The 15,277-nt window shown below is 65.7% G+C and carries 14 protein-coding genes; 5 read left to right on the top strand and 9 right to left on the bottom strand.

Features of this window, described 5'->3' with window-relative positions:
- The first annotated feature begins 350 nt into the window (after positions 1–350).
- From H261_RS15290 to hemA, 3 genes are all read left to right on the top strand, one after another.
- Entirely contained in the window at positions 351–656 is a 306-nt protein-coding gene (locus H261_RS15290) for a hypothetical protein (protein WP_008619220.1), read from the top strand.
- A 112-nt stretch (positions 657–768) separates the two neighbouring features.
- Positions 769–2,148: an aspartate aminotransferase family protein gene (locus H261_RS15295; protein ID WP_008619221.1), complete on the top strand. Its 1,380-nt coding sequence runs from the start codon at positions 769–771 to the stop codon at positions 2,146–2,148.
- 138 nt (positions 2,149–2,286) lie between these two features.
- Complete coding sequence (hemA, locus tag H261_RS15300; RefSeq protein WP_008619229.1) at positions 2,287–3,525, top strand: 5-aminolevulinate synthase; 1,239 nt, start codon at positions 2,287–2,289, stop codon at positions 3,523–3,525.
- A 307-nt stretch (positions 3,526–3,832) separates the two neighbouring features.
- Here the strand turns inward: hemA and H261_RS15305 are convergent, their stop codons facing one another.
- Entirely contained in the window at positions 3,833–6,448 is a 2,616-nt protein-coding gene (locus H261_RS15305; protein WP_008619231.1) for a bacteriohemerythrin, read from the bottom strand.
- 240 nt (positions 6,449–6,688) lie between these two features.
- On the opposite strand from H261_RS15305, the gene H261_RS15310 reads away from it, so the two are divergent.
- Positions 6,689–7,501 carry an FTR1 family iron permease gene (locus H261_RS15310; RefSeq protein ID WP_008619233.1) on the top strand — a complete coding sequence of 271 codons (813 nt, stop codon included), beginning with the start codon at positions 6,689–6,691 and terminating at the stop codon, positions 7,499–7,501.
- Between the two features lie 170 nt (positions 7,502–7,671).
- Here the strand turns inward: H261_RS15310 and padI are convergent, their stop codons facing one another.
- From padI to padE, 5 genes are read right to left on the bottom strand one after another with little or no spacing between them, the layout of a single operon-like run.
- Positions 7,672–9,081 (bottom strand): NADH-dependent phenylglyoxylate dehydrogenase subunit beta, encoded by a 1,410-nt coding sequence (gene padI / locus H261_RS15315; protein WP_008619235.1) that lies wholly within the window; start codon positions 9,079–9,081, stop codon positions 7,672–7,674.
- Between the two features lie 2 nt (positions 9,082–9,083).
- On the bottom strand, positions 9,084–10,325 hold the full coding sequence (gene padH / locus H261_RS15320; protein ID WP_008619237.1) for an NADH-dependent phenylglyoxylate dehydrogenase subunit epsilon: 1,242 nt from the start codon (positions 10,323–10,325) through the stop codon (positions 9,084–9,086).
- A 5-nt stretch (positions 10,326–10,330) separates the two neighbouring features.
- On the bottom strand, positions 10,331–11,548 hold the full coding sequence (padG, locus tag H261_RS15325; protein ID WP_008619239.1) for an NADH-dependent phenylglyoxylate dehydrogenase subunit alpha: 1,218 nt from the start codon (positions 11,546–11,548) through the stop codon (positions 10,331–10,333).
- A gap of 2 nt (positions 11,549–11,550) precedes the next feature.
- Positions 11,551–11,820, bottom strand: coding sequence for an NADH-dependent phenylglyoxylate dehydrogenase subunit delta (gene padF, locus H261_RS15330; protein ID WP_008619240.1), 270 nt, complete (start codon positions 11,818–11,820; stop codon positions 11,551–11,553).
- On the bottom strand, positions 11,817–12,389 hold the full coding sequence (gene padE, locus H261_RS15335) for an NADH-dependent phenylglyoxylate dehydrogenase subunit gamma (RefSeq protein ID WP_008619241.1): 573 nt from the start codon (positions 12,387–12,389) through the stop codon (positions 11,817–11,819). The genes padF and padE overlap by 4 nt, the downstream gene beginning before the upstream one ends.
- A gap of 259 nt (positions 12,390–12,648) precedes the next feature.
- Here padE and H261_RS25805 point away from each other — a divergent pair, with 259 nt between their 5' ends.
- Positions 12,649–12,813 (top strand): hypothetical protein, encoded by a 165-nt coding sequence (locus H261_RS25805; RefSeq protein WP_008619242.1) that lies wholly within the window; start codon positions 12,649–12,651, stop codon positions 12,811–12,813.
- Positions 12,814–12,855: 42 nt separating this feature from the next.
- Here H261_RS25805 and H261_RS15340 read toward each other — a convergent pair whose 3' ends face one another.
- Genes H261_RS15340 through H261_RS15350 form a run of 3 tightly spaced genes read right to left on the bottom strand, consistent with a single transcriptional unit; the run spans position 12,856 to position 15,277 of the window.
- Positions 12,856–13,560: an ABC transporter ATP-binding protein gene (locus tag H261_RS15340; RefSeq protein WP_040476650.1), complete on the bottom strand. Its 705-nt coding sequence runs from the start codon at positions 13,558–13,560 to the stop codon at positions 12,856–12,858.
- Between the two features lie 11 nt (positions 13,561–13,571).
- Positions 13,572–14,333, bottom strand: coding sequence for an ABC transporter ATP-binding protein (locus H261_RS15345; RefSeq protein WP_008619244.1), 762 nt, complete (start codon positions 14,331–14,333; stop codon positions 13,572–13,574).
- Positions 14,330–15,277 (bottom strand): branched-chain amino acid ABC transporter permease, encoded by a 948-nt coding sequence (locus H261_RS15350; RefSeq protein WP_008619245.1) that lies wholly within the window; start codon positions 15,275–15,277, stop codon positions 14,330–14,332. The genes H261_RS15345 and H261_RS15350 overlap by 4 nt, the downstream gene beginning before the upstream one ends.

Below are 15,277 nucleotides of genomic sequence, written 5' to 3' on the forward strand. Positions count from 1 at the left end.
GCAGCGGGAGGCGGTTTCTAACCGCCCCATCCGACCCTGTCAACCGCTGCTTTCACCCGAAGGCAAAACCCGCTGACCGGGCCGTCCCACCACCAAAAACACCAGGGTTCCCGGCAGCGAGGGGCGGGTTCTATACCCGCCCGACTTCGCCGTCAACCCCATTGTTTGGAGGCTGGCCGTCCCTCCCGGAGGGGCGGGACGAAATTTCATCCTATGCCCGCCGCCCCGCCGGCGCAAGGGTCTTCTGCGGGCCGCCCCGTCTCTCGCCCGCTCGGGTCGCGGCCCTATTGTGCCCGGGCGCAACATGCCCATTATAGAAGCCTTGGGGTCCATAAGGATGGGGATGGAGCATGGCGGCAAAGTCACGGACCGAGATCATCGACGATATCGAGGACTGCATCGGCCGCAACGGCGGCGATTTCGGGCAGTGGTATGTGGGATTCACCGCCAGCCCGAAGGTCAAGCTGTTCTCGGGCCACAAGCTGAAGCAGAGCGGCGACGCCTGGATCTCTCGCTTGGCCAAGGACGAGTTCGAGGCCCACGAGGTCGCCGAGTTCTTCCGCACCACGCGCAAGACCAAGGGGCCCGGCGGCCAGCCCGGCGACAACGACCTCTATGTCTATGCCTACAAGATGAAGCCGCATACCAAGCCCTGAGGCTTGCCATGCTTGGGGGCCTACAAGATGAAGCCGCAGACCGAGCCCTGAGGCTTGATCCCCCCGATAGGGCGGTTCATGCTGCGCCTTCCGCTGAATTCCGGGAGGCCCCATGCAGACGCGCGCCAGCAATCGAACCATCGCCGAAAAGGACGTGGATTCGGTCCTGCACCCCTATACCAACCTGAAGCGCCACGCGGAAGTCGGGCCGCTGGTCATCACCCGGGGCCAGGGCGTCAAGGTCTACGACGAGAGCGGCAAGGAGTACATCGAGGGCCTGGCCGGGCTGTGGTGCACCTCGCTGGGCTGGGGCGAGGAGCGGCTGGTCGAGGCCGCCGCCGCCCAGATGCGCCGCCTTCCCTTCTATCACCTGTTCAGCCACAAGGCCCACGATGCGGGCGTCGAATTGTGCGCCCGCCTGCTGGAGATGGCCCCCGCCCCCATGTCCAAGGTGTTCCTGGCCGGATCGGGGTCCGAGGCCAACGACACCGCCGTCAAGCTGATCCATTACCGCTCCAACGCCCTGGGCAAACCGGACAAGAAGAAGATCATCGCCCGCGACAAGGCCTATCACGGCGTCACCGTGGCCACCGCCTCGCTGACCGGGCTGGTCAACAACCAGCGCTCGTTCGACCTGCCCATTCCCGGCGTGCTGCGGGCCGCCTGTCCCCACCACTACCGCTTCGCCCTTCCCGGCGAGAGCGAGGAGGAGTTCTCCACCCGCCTGGCCGGTGAGCTGGAGGCGTTGATCCTGGCCGAAGGCCCCGACACCGTCGCCGCCTTCTTCGCCGAGCCGGTGATGGGCGCCGGCGGCGTCATCGTGCCCCCCGCCGGCTACTTCCCCAAGATCCAGGCGGTGCTGGACAGGCACGACGTACTGCTGGTGGTCGACGAGGTGATCTGCGGCTTCGGACGGACGGGAAAGATGTTCGGCACCGAGACCTTCGGCATCCGCCCCGACATGATGACGCTCGCCAAGGGCCTGACCTCGGGTTACGCCCCCCTCTCCGCCCTGATGGTCAACGAGCGGGTCTACGCCCCGGTCGCTGAGGAATCGGGGCGCATCGGGGTGTTCGGCCACGGCTACACCTATGGCGGTCACCCGGTCTCTGCCGCCGTGGCACTGGAGACCCTCAACATCTATGCCGAGCGCGACATCCTGTCGCATATCGCTACGGTCGGACCGGTGCTGCAGGACGGTTTGCGGGCCTTGCGCGGCCACCCGCTGGTGGGCGAGGCGCGCGGAATCGGGCTGATCGGCGCCCTGGAACTGGTGGCCGACAAGCCGACGCGTACCCCCTTCCCGCCCGAGCTGACGGTGGGGGCCAAGGTGGTGGCCAAGGCCCAGGACAGGGGCGTCATCCTGCGCGCCATGGGCGACGCGGTGGCCTTCGCCCCGCCCCTGGTCATCTCGGAAGGAGAAATCGCCGAGATGCTGCGGCGTTTCGGCCAAGCGCTTGACGAAGCTCATGGCGAGCTTGGACGCGGATAACTATGTGATACTGCAGTCGAAAGCCTTGGCGCATTACAGCTTGTACACTTGCGCCAGCGCTTTTCGATCCTCTAGGATCGGCGCACCGGCCCGAACCCCCGGAAAATACGGGGACAGACGGGCCGAGGGAGGAGAGGAATGGATTACGAGCATTACTTCACCAAGCGGATCGCCGACCTCAAGAGCGAGGGGCGCTACCGGGTGTTCGCCGATCTGGAACGCCAGAAGGGCCGCTTCCCCATCGCCCTCAACTATCGCGACGGCGAGGTGCGCGAAGTGGTGGTGTGGTGCTCCAACGACTATCTCGGCATGGGCCAGCACCCGGACGTGATCGCCGCCGCCCACGAGGCGCTGGAGCGCTGCGGCGCCGGCGCCGGCGGCACCCGCAACATCTCGGGCACCAACCACTACCACGTGCTGCTGGAGGAGGAACTGGCCAGCTTCAACGCCAAGGAGGCGTCGCTGCTGTTCACCTCGGGCTACGTGGCCAACCAGACCGCGCTGTCCACCCTGGGCGCCACCATTCCGGGCTGCGTCGTGTTCTCCGACGAGCTCAACCACAATTCCATGATCGAGGGCATCCGCCACGGCCGCTCGGACAAGCATGTGTTCCGCCACAACGACCCGGAACACCTGGAACAGTTGCTGTCGGCCTATCCGAAGGAGACGCCCAAGCTGGTGGCCTTCGAATCGGTCTATTCCATGGACGGCGACATCGCTCCCATCGCCGAAATCTGCGACGTGGCCGAGGCCCACAACGCCATGACCTATCTGGACGAGGTCCACGCGGTCGGCATGTACGGCTCGCAAGGCTCGGGCGTCGCCGAACGCGACGGGGTGCGCGACCGCATCACCATCATCCAGGGCACCCTGGCCAAGGCGGTCGGCGTGGTCGGCGGCTATATCGCCGCCTCGGCCTCCTGCGTCGATTACATCCGCAGCTTCGGCCCGGGCTTCATCTTCTCGTCCTCCATGCCGCCAGCCACCGCGGCGGCCGCCCTGGCCTCCATCCGCTACCTGCGCGCCCATCCCGAAATCCGCGACAAGCACCAGGAGCGCGCCGCCACCGCCAAGCGCCTGCTGAGCGAACGCGGCATCCCGGTCCTGCCGTCGGTCAGCCACATCGTGCCGGTGATGGTGGGCAACGCCGCGCTGTGCAAGCAGGCCAGCGACCTGCTGCTCAACGATCACGGTATCTACGTCCAGCCCATCAACTATCCCACCGTGCCGGTGGGCACCGAGCGGCTGCGCATCACGCCCACCCCGCTGCACGACGATTCCATGATGGCCCATCTGGTGGAATCGTTCTGCGCCGTCTGGGACCAGTTGGACCTTCACAAGGCCCATCACCCGAAATCGATCAAGGCGGCGGAGTAGCGACAGCTTCCTGTCAGGCTGAGGACGTACTCTGAATCAAGTCGAGCCGGGTCGCTCCAGCATGCCCTCGTTGGAGTTTTTCATCCGGTTCGGCCCTCCCAAGATGAAGCCGGCGGGCTCCCCAACTCCCGCCGGCTTCTATCGCTTTGGGCACAGCCGCGCCATCCTGCCCGGCCCTTGATCCGACTCTTCATGTCATCCTGAGCGCAAGCGAAGGATCTCCGCCTGGACATTGGCGCCGGTTCTGAAAAGCCACGCCAGGACGAGATCCCTCGACTGCGCTCGGGATGACAGCCTTACCGAAGCGTCAGTACACGCCCTTGGAATTGAGGTAGATGGCCGACTTGCGGTCCTCGGCCAGGGTGTGGCCGACGATCCATTCCTGCAGGAAGGTCAGCACCTCGGCCTCGTTGTAGCCGCGCCCGCCGGCCACCGCCGCCTGCAGCTCGGTCAGCTGCTCCAGCAGACGCTGATGGCGGCTCCGGTGGCTGCTGAGGTCGGGGTACTTGTAGCGGATCAGCAGCCCCTCCTCCTCGCCGAAATGGAAGCGGGCGTATTCGCGCAGCAGGCCCATGGTCTCGGCCACCTCGGCGTCCGAGGATTTGCGTTCCATCATGTCGAGCACCGAATTGCCGATCTCGAACAGCCGCTTGTGGTGGGAATCGATGCGCTGCACCCCCACCGAATACTCGTCGTGCCACTTGATCAGCACGCGGGCGTGCTCGCCGGCCTCGACCATGGCCCGGGTCCGCTTGGTGCTGGCCTCGAACAGCTTCCAGCGCACCGAGGGAATGTCGCGCAGCGCCTCGGCCGGCACCAGATAGACCTCGCAGCCTTCCAGGGCCCGGACGCGCAGCAGGCTGGGGGTGTCGAAGATCGCCACCTCCTCGCCGAAGAAGTCGCCGGGCTTCAGGGTCTCGAACATGTGTTCGCCGAGGAAACGGCCGGCGCTGCCCGATTTCAGCATGGCCACCCGGCCGGGGCCGGGCTCGATCACCGTATCGGCAATAAAGGCCTCGCGGTCCATGGCCTGGGCGATGCGGTTCAGGGACTTGGACGACACCACCTCGCCGAACAGCGCGGTGCGCAGCAGGAACTCGCGGTGTTCCAGCAGGCGCGATACGCCCGAGAACACGTTGTTGTAGCGCACGAATTCCAGATAGAGCGAACAGGGGATAGCCAGGGCCTGGACAAAACTGGCGGCGCGGTAGGTCTCCGACGCCGGGGTGCCGAACAGCCCCGACAGCTCGCCGATCAGCGCGCCGGCCGACAGCACCGACCGCATCTCGATCTCGATGGGGATCATCTCGACGCTGCCCGACAGCAGCAGATAGATGTGGTCGTTGGGCATCCGCTCCTTGACCAGGATGGTGCCGGGATTGAACGTCACCACCGGATTGTTGAGCAGCACCCGGATCTGGTGGCGGGGAATGCCGGGAAAATAGGCGTCCAGCGCCTCGAAGGCATAGGGCCAGATGAAATCATGGTTGGACGGGATCAGCACGTCCACCGTGCCGAACGACGCCGACGAACCGATGGCCTTCTGGGCGCGGGTGTTGCGCTGCGAAGTGTGGGCCAGGATGATCTTGCCCGACATGTCGTCACGGAAGTCATAGGCGTCGCCGTGGATCATCCCGCCGCCGACATCGATCTTCTTGACGTCGGCCGGGGTCAGGTAATCGGCGGCCACCTTGTCGTACAGGGCCTGGCTGATGCCCGGCGAGGTGGGATCGTCGGTGACGAAGCTCTGCAGCACCGACAGGCGGCAGATATCGGCGAAATGGGAATAGGTGCGGTAGCCCCCCTCCCACATGGCGCGGAAGTGGAAGATGGTGGTTTCCACCGGATGGGGCGAGAAGACCGGCATCACCTCCAGCCCGTCGATGGCGTTCCACTCGCCCTCCACCAGCGGACAGACGTCGAAATAGTCCGAGAACGCCGCCTCCTCGATGGACAGCAGCGCCGCCACCTTCTTGGCCACCGAGGCGCGGACCAGCGGCGTCGAATAGTATTTCAGCTTGTGGTCCGAGCGGATCAGGGTGGTCAGCCCGGCGAAATGGTCGTCGTGGGAATGAGTGTGGAAGATGCCCTCGATCTCGTTGACGCCGATGCCCAGCGCGTTGAGCGAGTAGAGGATGTTGGGGCCGGCATCCACCAGATAGACCTTGCCCTGGAAGATGACGATGGACGACATGGACGGACGGTTGATGTCCCAACCGTCGCCCTCGCCCGAATGGATCACCGCGAAATACTCACGGCGCAGGCGGTAGAAACCCAGGGGATAAGGAGACTCGTAGGTCTCGAAGGGCGGCAGGTTGAGGTCGACCACCGCGACCTGGCCCTGGTACGAAAACTCGAAGACGTTGAACAGCATGCGGCGCACGGTGACGCCGTTCCTGATTTCCACCGGCTCGTTGTCCACCACCAGGGTGTCGAGCAGGTCGCCGGGGTGGCGGATGGCGCCGAAGGCGAAGCGCAGCTTCATGCGCATCAGCTCGCGGGCCCGCTCGGGAGTCTCGCCGGCCTCGACGATCTCCTCCTCGTTCACCAGGCCGTAATTGCCGCGGTAGATGTACTGCATCTGGGCGCGCACCTGGTCGGCGCTGCCGATCAGCATGGGCTTGATTCCGGTATTGCCCGGATGGTCGGGCAGGATCATGCCCTGGCGATAGAGCATCTGCAGGACGGGAAACTCGGCCAGATTCGAGAAACTGCCGTTCTGGACCATGGCGTCGGACAGCAGGATGGCGTTGGGCCCGGTCTCGAACGGCACACCGTTCATCTCGGTGGAGACGATCAGCCCCCGCTTCATCAGGTGCTTCACGGCGTCGGCGGGACAGCCGCACAGCACCGACACCCCGGCCTGGGGGGCCTCGATCCACCAGACTCCGGTGGTTACCTCGATCTTCCGCAGCAAAGACATCGCCCCCTCGTCCTCCTGGAGGAATCCACCCGAGGGGTTCCCGCCCGCCCAGCAGATCCATAATGCATATATAGCACGACAAAACCCCCTAACCACCCCCGGAGTCCGATCATTCTCAAGGCTTTACATTTGTCCGGCAATGACCTATCTCAAGTATGGATATACTGCAATTCGCTCGCATTTGCACATTCTGGTGCTATGGATGCGGCAACGTCCAACAGGTCAATATGCGAGGCCCCCATGCTGGCGTCAGCCGTCATCGTTTTCCGTGAAGTTCTCGAAGCCGCCCTGATCGTCGGCATCGTCCTGGCCGCCACCAAGGGACTGGCCGGCAGCCGCCGTTGGGTGACAATGGGAATCCTGGCCGGCCTGCTGGGCTCGGCGGTGCTGGCCGGTTCGGCCGAGGCGCTTTCCGAAGCCGCCGAGGGCATGGGCCAGGAGGTGTTCAATGCCTCGATCCTCGGCCTGGCGGTGCTGATGCTGGGCTGGCACACCGTGTGGATGAGCCGCCACGGCCGCGAAATGGCCGCCGAGATGCGGCAGGTCGGCCACGCGGTCAGCGTCGGCTCGCGCCCCCTGTCGGTCCTGGCGGTGGTGGTCGGCGTGGCGGTGCTGCGCGAAGGCGCCGAGACGGTGCTGTTCGTCTTCGGCGTGTCGGCCTCGGGAGAGAGCGGCGGCAAGCTGGCCACCCTGGCCGGCTGCGCCGTCGGCCTGGGAGCCGGCATCACCGTCGGCATCCTGCTCTATCGCGGCCTGCTGGCCATTCCCGCCCGCCATCTGTTTTCCGTCACCACCTGGCTGGTGACCCTGCTGGCCGCCGGCATGGCCGCCCAGGCGGTGACCTACCTGTCCGCCGCCGGGCTGATCGACATGGCGACCCAGCCCCTGTGGGACACCTCGTGGCTGTTGCCCGAAAACAGCATCGGCGGCCGCCTGCTCCACACGCTGGTTGGCTATGTGGATCGCCCCAGCGCCGGCCAGTTGGCCGCCTACGCCACCACCTTGCTGGCCATCACCGGCCTGGCCCGGGTGGTGAGCCGCCGGCACGCCTGAGGCGAAGGCGGATCCGTCGTCCCGACGCCCTTGGGCGGAGGGATCTCCATCCGGGAAGGCGGAACCAATCCTGAGAAGCCGTGCCAGGATGAGATCCCTCGCATAGGCTCGGGATGACAGATCAACTCAATCCCCACAAAAAACTCCCCGCCGAAGCGGGGAGTTGAACATCAGTTTCTGGCGATTTCCCGCCTTGCGGGCTGGGAAGATTCGGCTCCGGCCGGGGTGGAGGATCCGGCCGGAGCCCTGTGCGCCGCTTGAGGCGGAGGGGACTCCGCCGCCATCAGTTTGAGCAGCGCAACCTGCTCGTCCACCTTGGCCTGGATGTGGGCGAGCTGGTCGGGAGACAGATGACGGTACTTGCCGATCATCTTGACGTATTCGGTAATGGGATAGGCGTTGTCCGGCGAGTGGGTGAAGCGCAAGCCCCTGGTATTGGTGTATTCCCACAGCGGGTTGAAATTGCTGTCCACGCTCATCCGGCAGGCCTCGATCACCTTGGACGCGGGAATGCGCCAGCCGGTCGGGCACGGCGAGTAGATGTGGAGGTAGGAGAAGCCCTCGAACGACGCCTCGATGGCGCGGTCCAGCTTCTCGTAGAGGTCCTCCATGTAGCCGGTGGACGCCGTCGCCACGTAGCGGCATTTGTGGGCCGTCATGATCAGCGGCAGGTTCTTGGCGTCCTGGGTCTTGCCCTTCATGTGCTCGCCCACCGGGGTGGTCGAGGTCCACGAGCCATAAGGCGTGGTGCCCGAGCGCTGCATGCCGGTGTTCATGTAGCCTTCGTTGTCGACGCAGACATACAGCACCTTCTCGCCGCGCTCGGCGGCGCCCGACACGGCGTGGAAGCCGCAATCGGAGGTGCCGCCGTCGCCGGCCAGGGCCATCACCACGATATCCTTGCGGCCGATGCGGTCGTAATAGCGGCGGATGCCCGACAGCATGGAGGCGGTGTTGGTCAGCAGCGGGTGGAACACCGGAACCTTGGTGCCGGTCTTGCCGTTATAGCCCACCGAGCCCATGCCGGGGATGCAGCCCGGCGGGGTGGCCAGCACCGAGTTGCGGCCGATCTTGCGCATGGCGTGGCGCATGATCAGTTCGGAATTGCAGCCTTGGCAACCCGACAGGCCGGGGACGAACAGATCCTCCTTGCCGCCGTACTCGTTGAAGATCGTGCCCGCCTTGCGGAACTCCAGGGCGCCGGTGGGGCACACCTTGACGCAGGCCGGATCACCGTCGCACTGGTCGCACTTGGCGACGCGGGCCACCGTCTCGTCCACCGCGATGCCGCCATAGGCGCAGCCGGCGGTGCACAGCAGGCAGTCCACGCACTTGGACGCGTCCCAGCCGATGATGCCGTTGCCGTTATCCTTGTCCAGGGCGCCCGAGGGACAGACCTGGACGCATTTGGGATCGCCGCACTGGCGGCAGATGGCGGTCTCGAAGGTTCCGGCCTTGGCGCCGGGAACGATGGAAATCCGGGAAGCGCCGCCCTTGGCCTTGGAACAGGCCGTCATGCAGTCGCCGCAGCCGTCGCAGAGCGAGGCCTTGAAGCCGATGCTGTCGAATGCCACGCCCATGTCTATCTCCACTGCTCGCTCATCAGGCGGCGGCCGGTTTCCACCGGCCAGGCCAGGAAGGCATCCTTGCATTCGGTCAAATCGATCCGGCGGCGGATCAGCTCGCCCATGATGCCCACGTCGAAGGGCTCGTCCACGCTGGCGTAGCCCACCAGCCGGTTGCCTTCCAGCACCAGGCGGCGATAGGCGCCCGAATCGGTCTCCACCGCCTCGACGCCCTCGGTGGCGGCGGCGCGGCCGATGGACAGCGCCACCCGGCCGAAGAAGCGGTAGGTGTTGACCGGCAATCCGCCGGCGTAATCCTTGCGGTAGGAATCCCCGGCCATGCCCTGGCCGGCGATCTTGCCCTGCTCCACCGCGGTGGGAATGATGCCGATCAGCGCCGGCTTGCCGCTGGCGAAGTCGGTGGCCTGGGCCACGTCGCCCGCCGCCCAGACGCCGTCGATGTTGGTGCGCATGGCCTCGTCCACCACCACGCCCTTGTCCACGGCGACGCCCGAGCCCTCCAGCCAATCGGTGACCGGACGCACGCCGGTGGCGACCAGCAGCAGGTCGGCCTCAAGCACGTTGCCGTCATCCAGGGTGACGCGGGCGGCGGGGCCGGAGACCTCGACCACCTTGCGGCGCAGCTTGAGGTCCACGCCGTGTTTGGTGAAGGCCTCCTCGATACGGGTCGAGGCCTTGGCGTCGAAATAGCCGGGCAGGACGTGGTCCTGCATCTCCACCACCGAAACCTTCAGGCCGGCTTCGGCCAGGTTCTCGGCGGCGTGCAGGCCGACCAGGCCGGCGCCCAGCACCACGGCGGACTTGGCCGCCCCCATGGCGGCGCGCAACCCCTCGGCGTCGGCCAGGGTGCGCAGCACATGGTACGTCACCCCGTCCAGCCCCTTGACCGGCGGAATGGCCGGCTGGGCGCCCGAGGCGACCAGCAGGGACTGGTAGCGCCAGACCTCGCCGTTCGCCAGGGTCACCGCACGCGCCTTGGCATCCAGGGACACGGCCTGCGCGTTGGGCACGTAGGTGCAGGCGTTGGCCGCGAAGAAAGCGGGATCGCGCAGCAGCACCTTGTCCGGACCCGACCGTCCCGACACCACGTAGGGCAGGATGGTGGGGGAATAGGGCAGCCGCTCGTCCTTGGTCAGCATGGCCATGGAGCCGTCCGGGTCCACCAGACGGATGGCACGCAGGGCTTCCAGGGCAGCATGGCTGGAGCCGACGAGAAGGTATTTGGCCTCGGGCATCATCGACCTCAATCGTTCTCGTTCAGCCAAACCGGCTGGGTGGCCATTTCGCCCCCGGCCAGACGGAAAGTGCGGTCCACCACGCCGGCGAAATGCTCGACGGTGATGTCGGCGCCGGCCAGACCGCCGATGAAGCTCATCATCGGGATACGCACCGGCAGGGCGTAGAGCGCCGCCAGCACTTCCTGGTAGACCGGGCCGCAGTTCCAGCCGAAGTTGACCGAGCGGTCGACCACGCCGATGGCCTTCACCTTGGACAGCGCCTGGGCGATGCGGGCGGCGGGGAACGGACGGAAGGTCTTGATCTTGACCAGACCGATCTTCTTGCCGTCCAGACGGGCCTCGTCCACCGCATCCTTGGCGGCGCCGGTCATGGAACCGATGGTGACCAGCGCCACCTCGGCGTCCTCCATGCGGTATTCCTCGATCAGCGGCGACCAGTAGCGGCCGGTACGCTTGCCCCAGTCGGCATGGGCCTCCTCGATCACCCGCAGGGCCTCGGACATGCCCGAGCACAGCCCCTTGCGGTACTTGACGAACATGGAGGGACCGATGCCGCCGGCGCCGCCGGTCAGCGGGTCCACCGCCATGGGGCGCTCGGGGTCCAGGCAGGCGTGCCAGTTGACCTGCTTCTCGCCCAGGAAGGCGTCCACCACCGCCTGGTCGGGCAGTTCCACCCGCGCCACGCCGTAGGACAGGTAATTGCCGTCGTGATTGACGTTGACCGGCAGCATCACGTCGGGATTCTCCGCCACCTTGTAGGCGATGGGGATGGTGTCGAGGATTTCCTGCTGGGTCTCGCAGTACATGTGGATCCAGCCCACTTCCTTGACCGTCATGGCGTCCTGCTGGCCGCCCCACACGCAGGTGGGCGACACGGCGTCGCGGGTGACCAGCGACACCACCATGGGCAGGCGCAGACCCGGCGTGCGGAAATAGGGCTCGAACATGAAGGCCAGGCCCTGGGCCGAGGTGGCGGAATAGGTCCGCGCCCCGGCCAGGACGGCGCCGTGCAGCACCGACAGCACGGTGTGCTCGCCCTCCACGTCCATCAGGTCGGCGTCCATGCGGCCGTCGGCGATGAACTGGGCCAGATACTCCACCAGCGAGCTTTGCGGCGTGATGGGATAGACGGCGACCATGTCGGGCCTGGACAGGCAGGCGCCCCAGGCGGCCGCCTCGTTACCGTCGCAGACGATGACCTTACCGGTCGAAACCTTGTTCATGGTCAGCCCTCCGCCTCTTCAACCATCCTGATGGCGCGGTGCGGGCATTCCTCGGCGCAGATGCCGCAGCCCTTGCAGAAGTCGTAGTTGAAGTCGAACCACGCCGCCTTCTCCACCACGCACTGCACCGGGCAGTACAGCCAGCAGGTGGCGCACTTGACGCAGCGGTCACGGTCGACGATGGGCCGCAGCGCCCGCCAGTCGCCAGTGAGCATGGTGGTGTACTCGGTGGCGATGGGACACATATTGTCGGGAACATTGCGAAGGGTCACGCCGCCTTCTCCTTACCCAGGTCCAGCACGATGGTCTCGGCATAGCCGCGCCGCACCGCCTCGATGTTCTGCTTCAGGCCGGCGTCGCGGAAATGGGTTTCCTCCAGCGCCTTCTCCAGGGAGTCCACGCTCACCAGCCCGGTGGCCTTGGCGAAGGCCCCCAGCATGATGGTGTTGGTGATCTGGCGCTTGAAGATGTCCATGGCGATGGTCATGGCGTTGCAGGTCGCCACCCGGCTGACCACGCCCGGCACCTCGATCTCGCCCGGCTGCTTGGCTGTGGCCAGGATCAGGGTGCCGGCCTTGGGCATGCCGGCGAACACATCCACCGCCCGGACCACCGTGGGATCGATCACCACCACGATATCGGGGGAATAGATGTTCGTGACACGGCGGATTTCCGTATCGGAGAGCCGCAGGAACGCCACCACGGGGGCGCCGCGCCGCTCGAAGCCGAAGGCGGGAATGGCCATGACGTGTCGCCCTTCCTCCACCAGCGCGGTGGCAAGAATGGCCGAGGCCAAGACGGCACCTTGTCCGCCGCGGCCATGAAGACGCACTTCATGCATGGATTCCCGATCCTCCCGTAGGCCTCTAAGCGATCACCGGCACTTGGCGGCCGGTTAATTCGGTATTTGATTACCTATTACAGTTTTCTTTCGGCAAAAGCAAGTTTCGTATCACGTTGCATTGCGGAATCCGCATGGGTGGCTCCAGGCCGCGCCGCACGATTTTGCTGGATTCCACGGTACGGAATGGGCTACCTACTCCTTCAGGATAGTACGATACCTCCTTAGGGTAGGTGAAATTACGTAGAGGGCTGTAATCATGTACGATTCCATGACCGATTCGAACGAGACCAATGCGCGCAGCTGGATCGCCCTTGGCGTCGTCGGCCTGGCCGCCCTGGCCATCACGGTCCTGTTCTCGCCGGCCGTCGGCCTCTACGACCTCGGCCCGGCACAACAGCAAATCGCCGCCAGCGGACGCTGACGGCGATTTTCGTTTCGCTTCAAGCCTGAGCGCAGGGCGCCGTCACAGCCCCAGATAGGCTTCCTTCACCTTGTCATCGTTGAGCAGCCGCGATCCCTGGTCGGTCAGGACCACGGCGCCGGTTTCCAGGACATAGCCGCGGTCGGCGATGGCCAGGGCGGCATAGGCGTTCTGCTCCACCAGGAAGATGGTGGTCCCCTGATCCTTGAGCGCCTGGATGGTGCGGAAGATTTCCGCCACCAGCAGCGGCGCCAGGCCCATGCTGGGCTCGTCGAGCAGCAGCACGCGGGGATTGCCCATCAGCGCCCGGGCGATGGCCAGCATCTGCTGCTGGCCGCCCGACAGGGTGCCGGCCGGCAAGTCCCGCTTCTTGTGCAGGATGGGGAACATCTCGTACATGCGGTCCATGTCCGCCTTGACGTCCGGTCCCTGGCGGCGATAGGCGCCGAGGCGCAGGTTATCCTCCACCGACATGGGGCCGAACACCTGGCGGCCTTCGGGCGACTGGCAGATGCCGAGACCCACCCGCTTTTCCGGAGCCATCCTGGTGATGTCCTGGCCGGCGAACTTGATGGTGCCGCCGGTGACGCCCTGGACGCCGGAGATGCAGCGCAGCAAGGTGGTCTTGCCGGCGCCGTTGGCGCCGACCAGGGCCACCAGTTCGCCCTCGGCGACCTGGACGTCGATGCCCTTGAGGGCCTGGATGCGACCGTAATGGCTGGTCAGGCCGGAGATTTCGAGCAGCATTCCCATCTCCATCACCCGTTCGTGCCGAGATAGGCGCTGACCACCTCGGGATTGGCGCGCACCTCGGCCGGAGTGCCCTCGGCCAGCTTGCGCCCGTAATCCAGGGCCGTGATCTGGTCGGAAATGCCCATCACCATCTTCATGTCGTGCTCCACCAGGACCACCGTGACGCCGGAGGAGGCCACCTTCTTGATGACCTCGTCGATCTCGCGGCTTTCGGTCGCGTTGAGGCCCGCCGCCGGCTCGTCGAGCAGCAGCATCTTGGGCTGGGCGGCCAGTGCCCGGGCGATCTCGAGGCGCTTCAGCGCACCATAGGGCATGGAGGCAGCGTCGGCGTCGAGGTACTTGCCCAGGCCGACGAACTCCATCAGCCCGGCGCAGTAGTCGCGACACTCCCTGTCGCGGCGCGTCACCTGGGGTAGGCGCAGCAGCGACGGCAGGAAACGGCGGTCCAGATGCAGGTGATGGCCGACCATGACATTCTCGATGGCCTGCATGTTGAAGAAGATCTGCAGGTTCTGGAATGTGCGGCTCATACCCAGCGCCGCCAGCTCGTAGGGCTTCATGCCCGACACCAGACGGTCCTGGAACAGCACCCGGCCCGAACTGGGGGTGTAGACCCCGGTGATCAGGTTGAACAGGGTGGTCTTGCCGGCGCCGTTGGGGCCGATGATGGAGTGGATATGGCCGGTCTCGACCGTGAAGGTCAGGTCCTCGACGGCATGGACACCGCCGAATTCCTTGGAGAGCTTTTCGACCTTGAGCAGGCTCATCGTCCCGCCTCCCTGCTCTTGAGCTTGATCATCAGGCTGGGCAGCAGGCCCTTGGGCATGAAGATCATGGTGCCCATCATGATGACGCCGAGAATCATCGCCTCGTACTGCTCGACCACCGCCAGCAGCTGCGGCAGCAGGGTGAGGATCACCGCGCCGACCACCGCGCCGTACACCGACGCCATGCCGCCCAGCACCACCATGGTGACGAAGTGGACCGAGCCGAAGAAGCTGCCGATGTCGGGGGTGATGAAGCCGTTCTTGTGGGCGAACAGCGAGCCGACCACCGAGGCGAACACCGCCGAGACCACGAAGACCAGCACCTTGTAGCTGGAGGTGTCGACACCGACCACCTCGGCGCCGACCTCGGAGCCGTGCACCGCCCGCAGGGCGCGGCCCACCGGCGATTCGATCAGGTTGAGCGACAGCCACACCGCGAAGATCAGCAGCACGCCGGTCACCCAGTACCACATCTGGTCGCCCTTGATGGTGAAGCCGAGCATCTTGAAATTGCCCAGGCTCATGCCGTCGGGACCGCCGGTGATGCCGGCCTCGGTCTTCAGCACGATATGGATGATGATGCCGATGCCCAGCGTCGCCATGGCCAGGTAGTGGCCCTTGAGCTTGAGGATGGGCCGCGCCACCGCGAAGGCCAGGATGCCGACCACTGCGGCCGAGAGCGTCAGGGCGACGATGGCCGGGACGCCGTAGCGTTCGGTCAGGATGCCGCTGCCATAGGCGCCCAGCGCGAAGAACCCGGCATGCCCCAGGCTGATCTGACCGGCATAGCCGATCAGCAGGTTCAGCCCGACGCAGACGATGGCGTTGAACATGGCGTTGACGCCGACGTCGTAGAAATAACTGTTGGAGAACCCGACGGGGGCGACGGCGACGACGATCGCCAGGGCCGCCAGCCCACCGGTTCTTGCGGTCATGAGGTTCAT

The sequence above is a fragment of the Paramagnetospirillum caucaseum genome, from assembly GCF_000342045.1.
Lineage (GTDB): Bacteria > Pseudomonadota > Alphaproteobacteria > Rhodospirillales > Magnetospirillaceae > Phaeospirillum > Phaeospirillum caucaseum.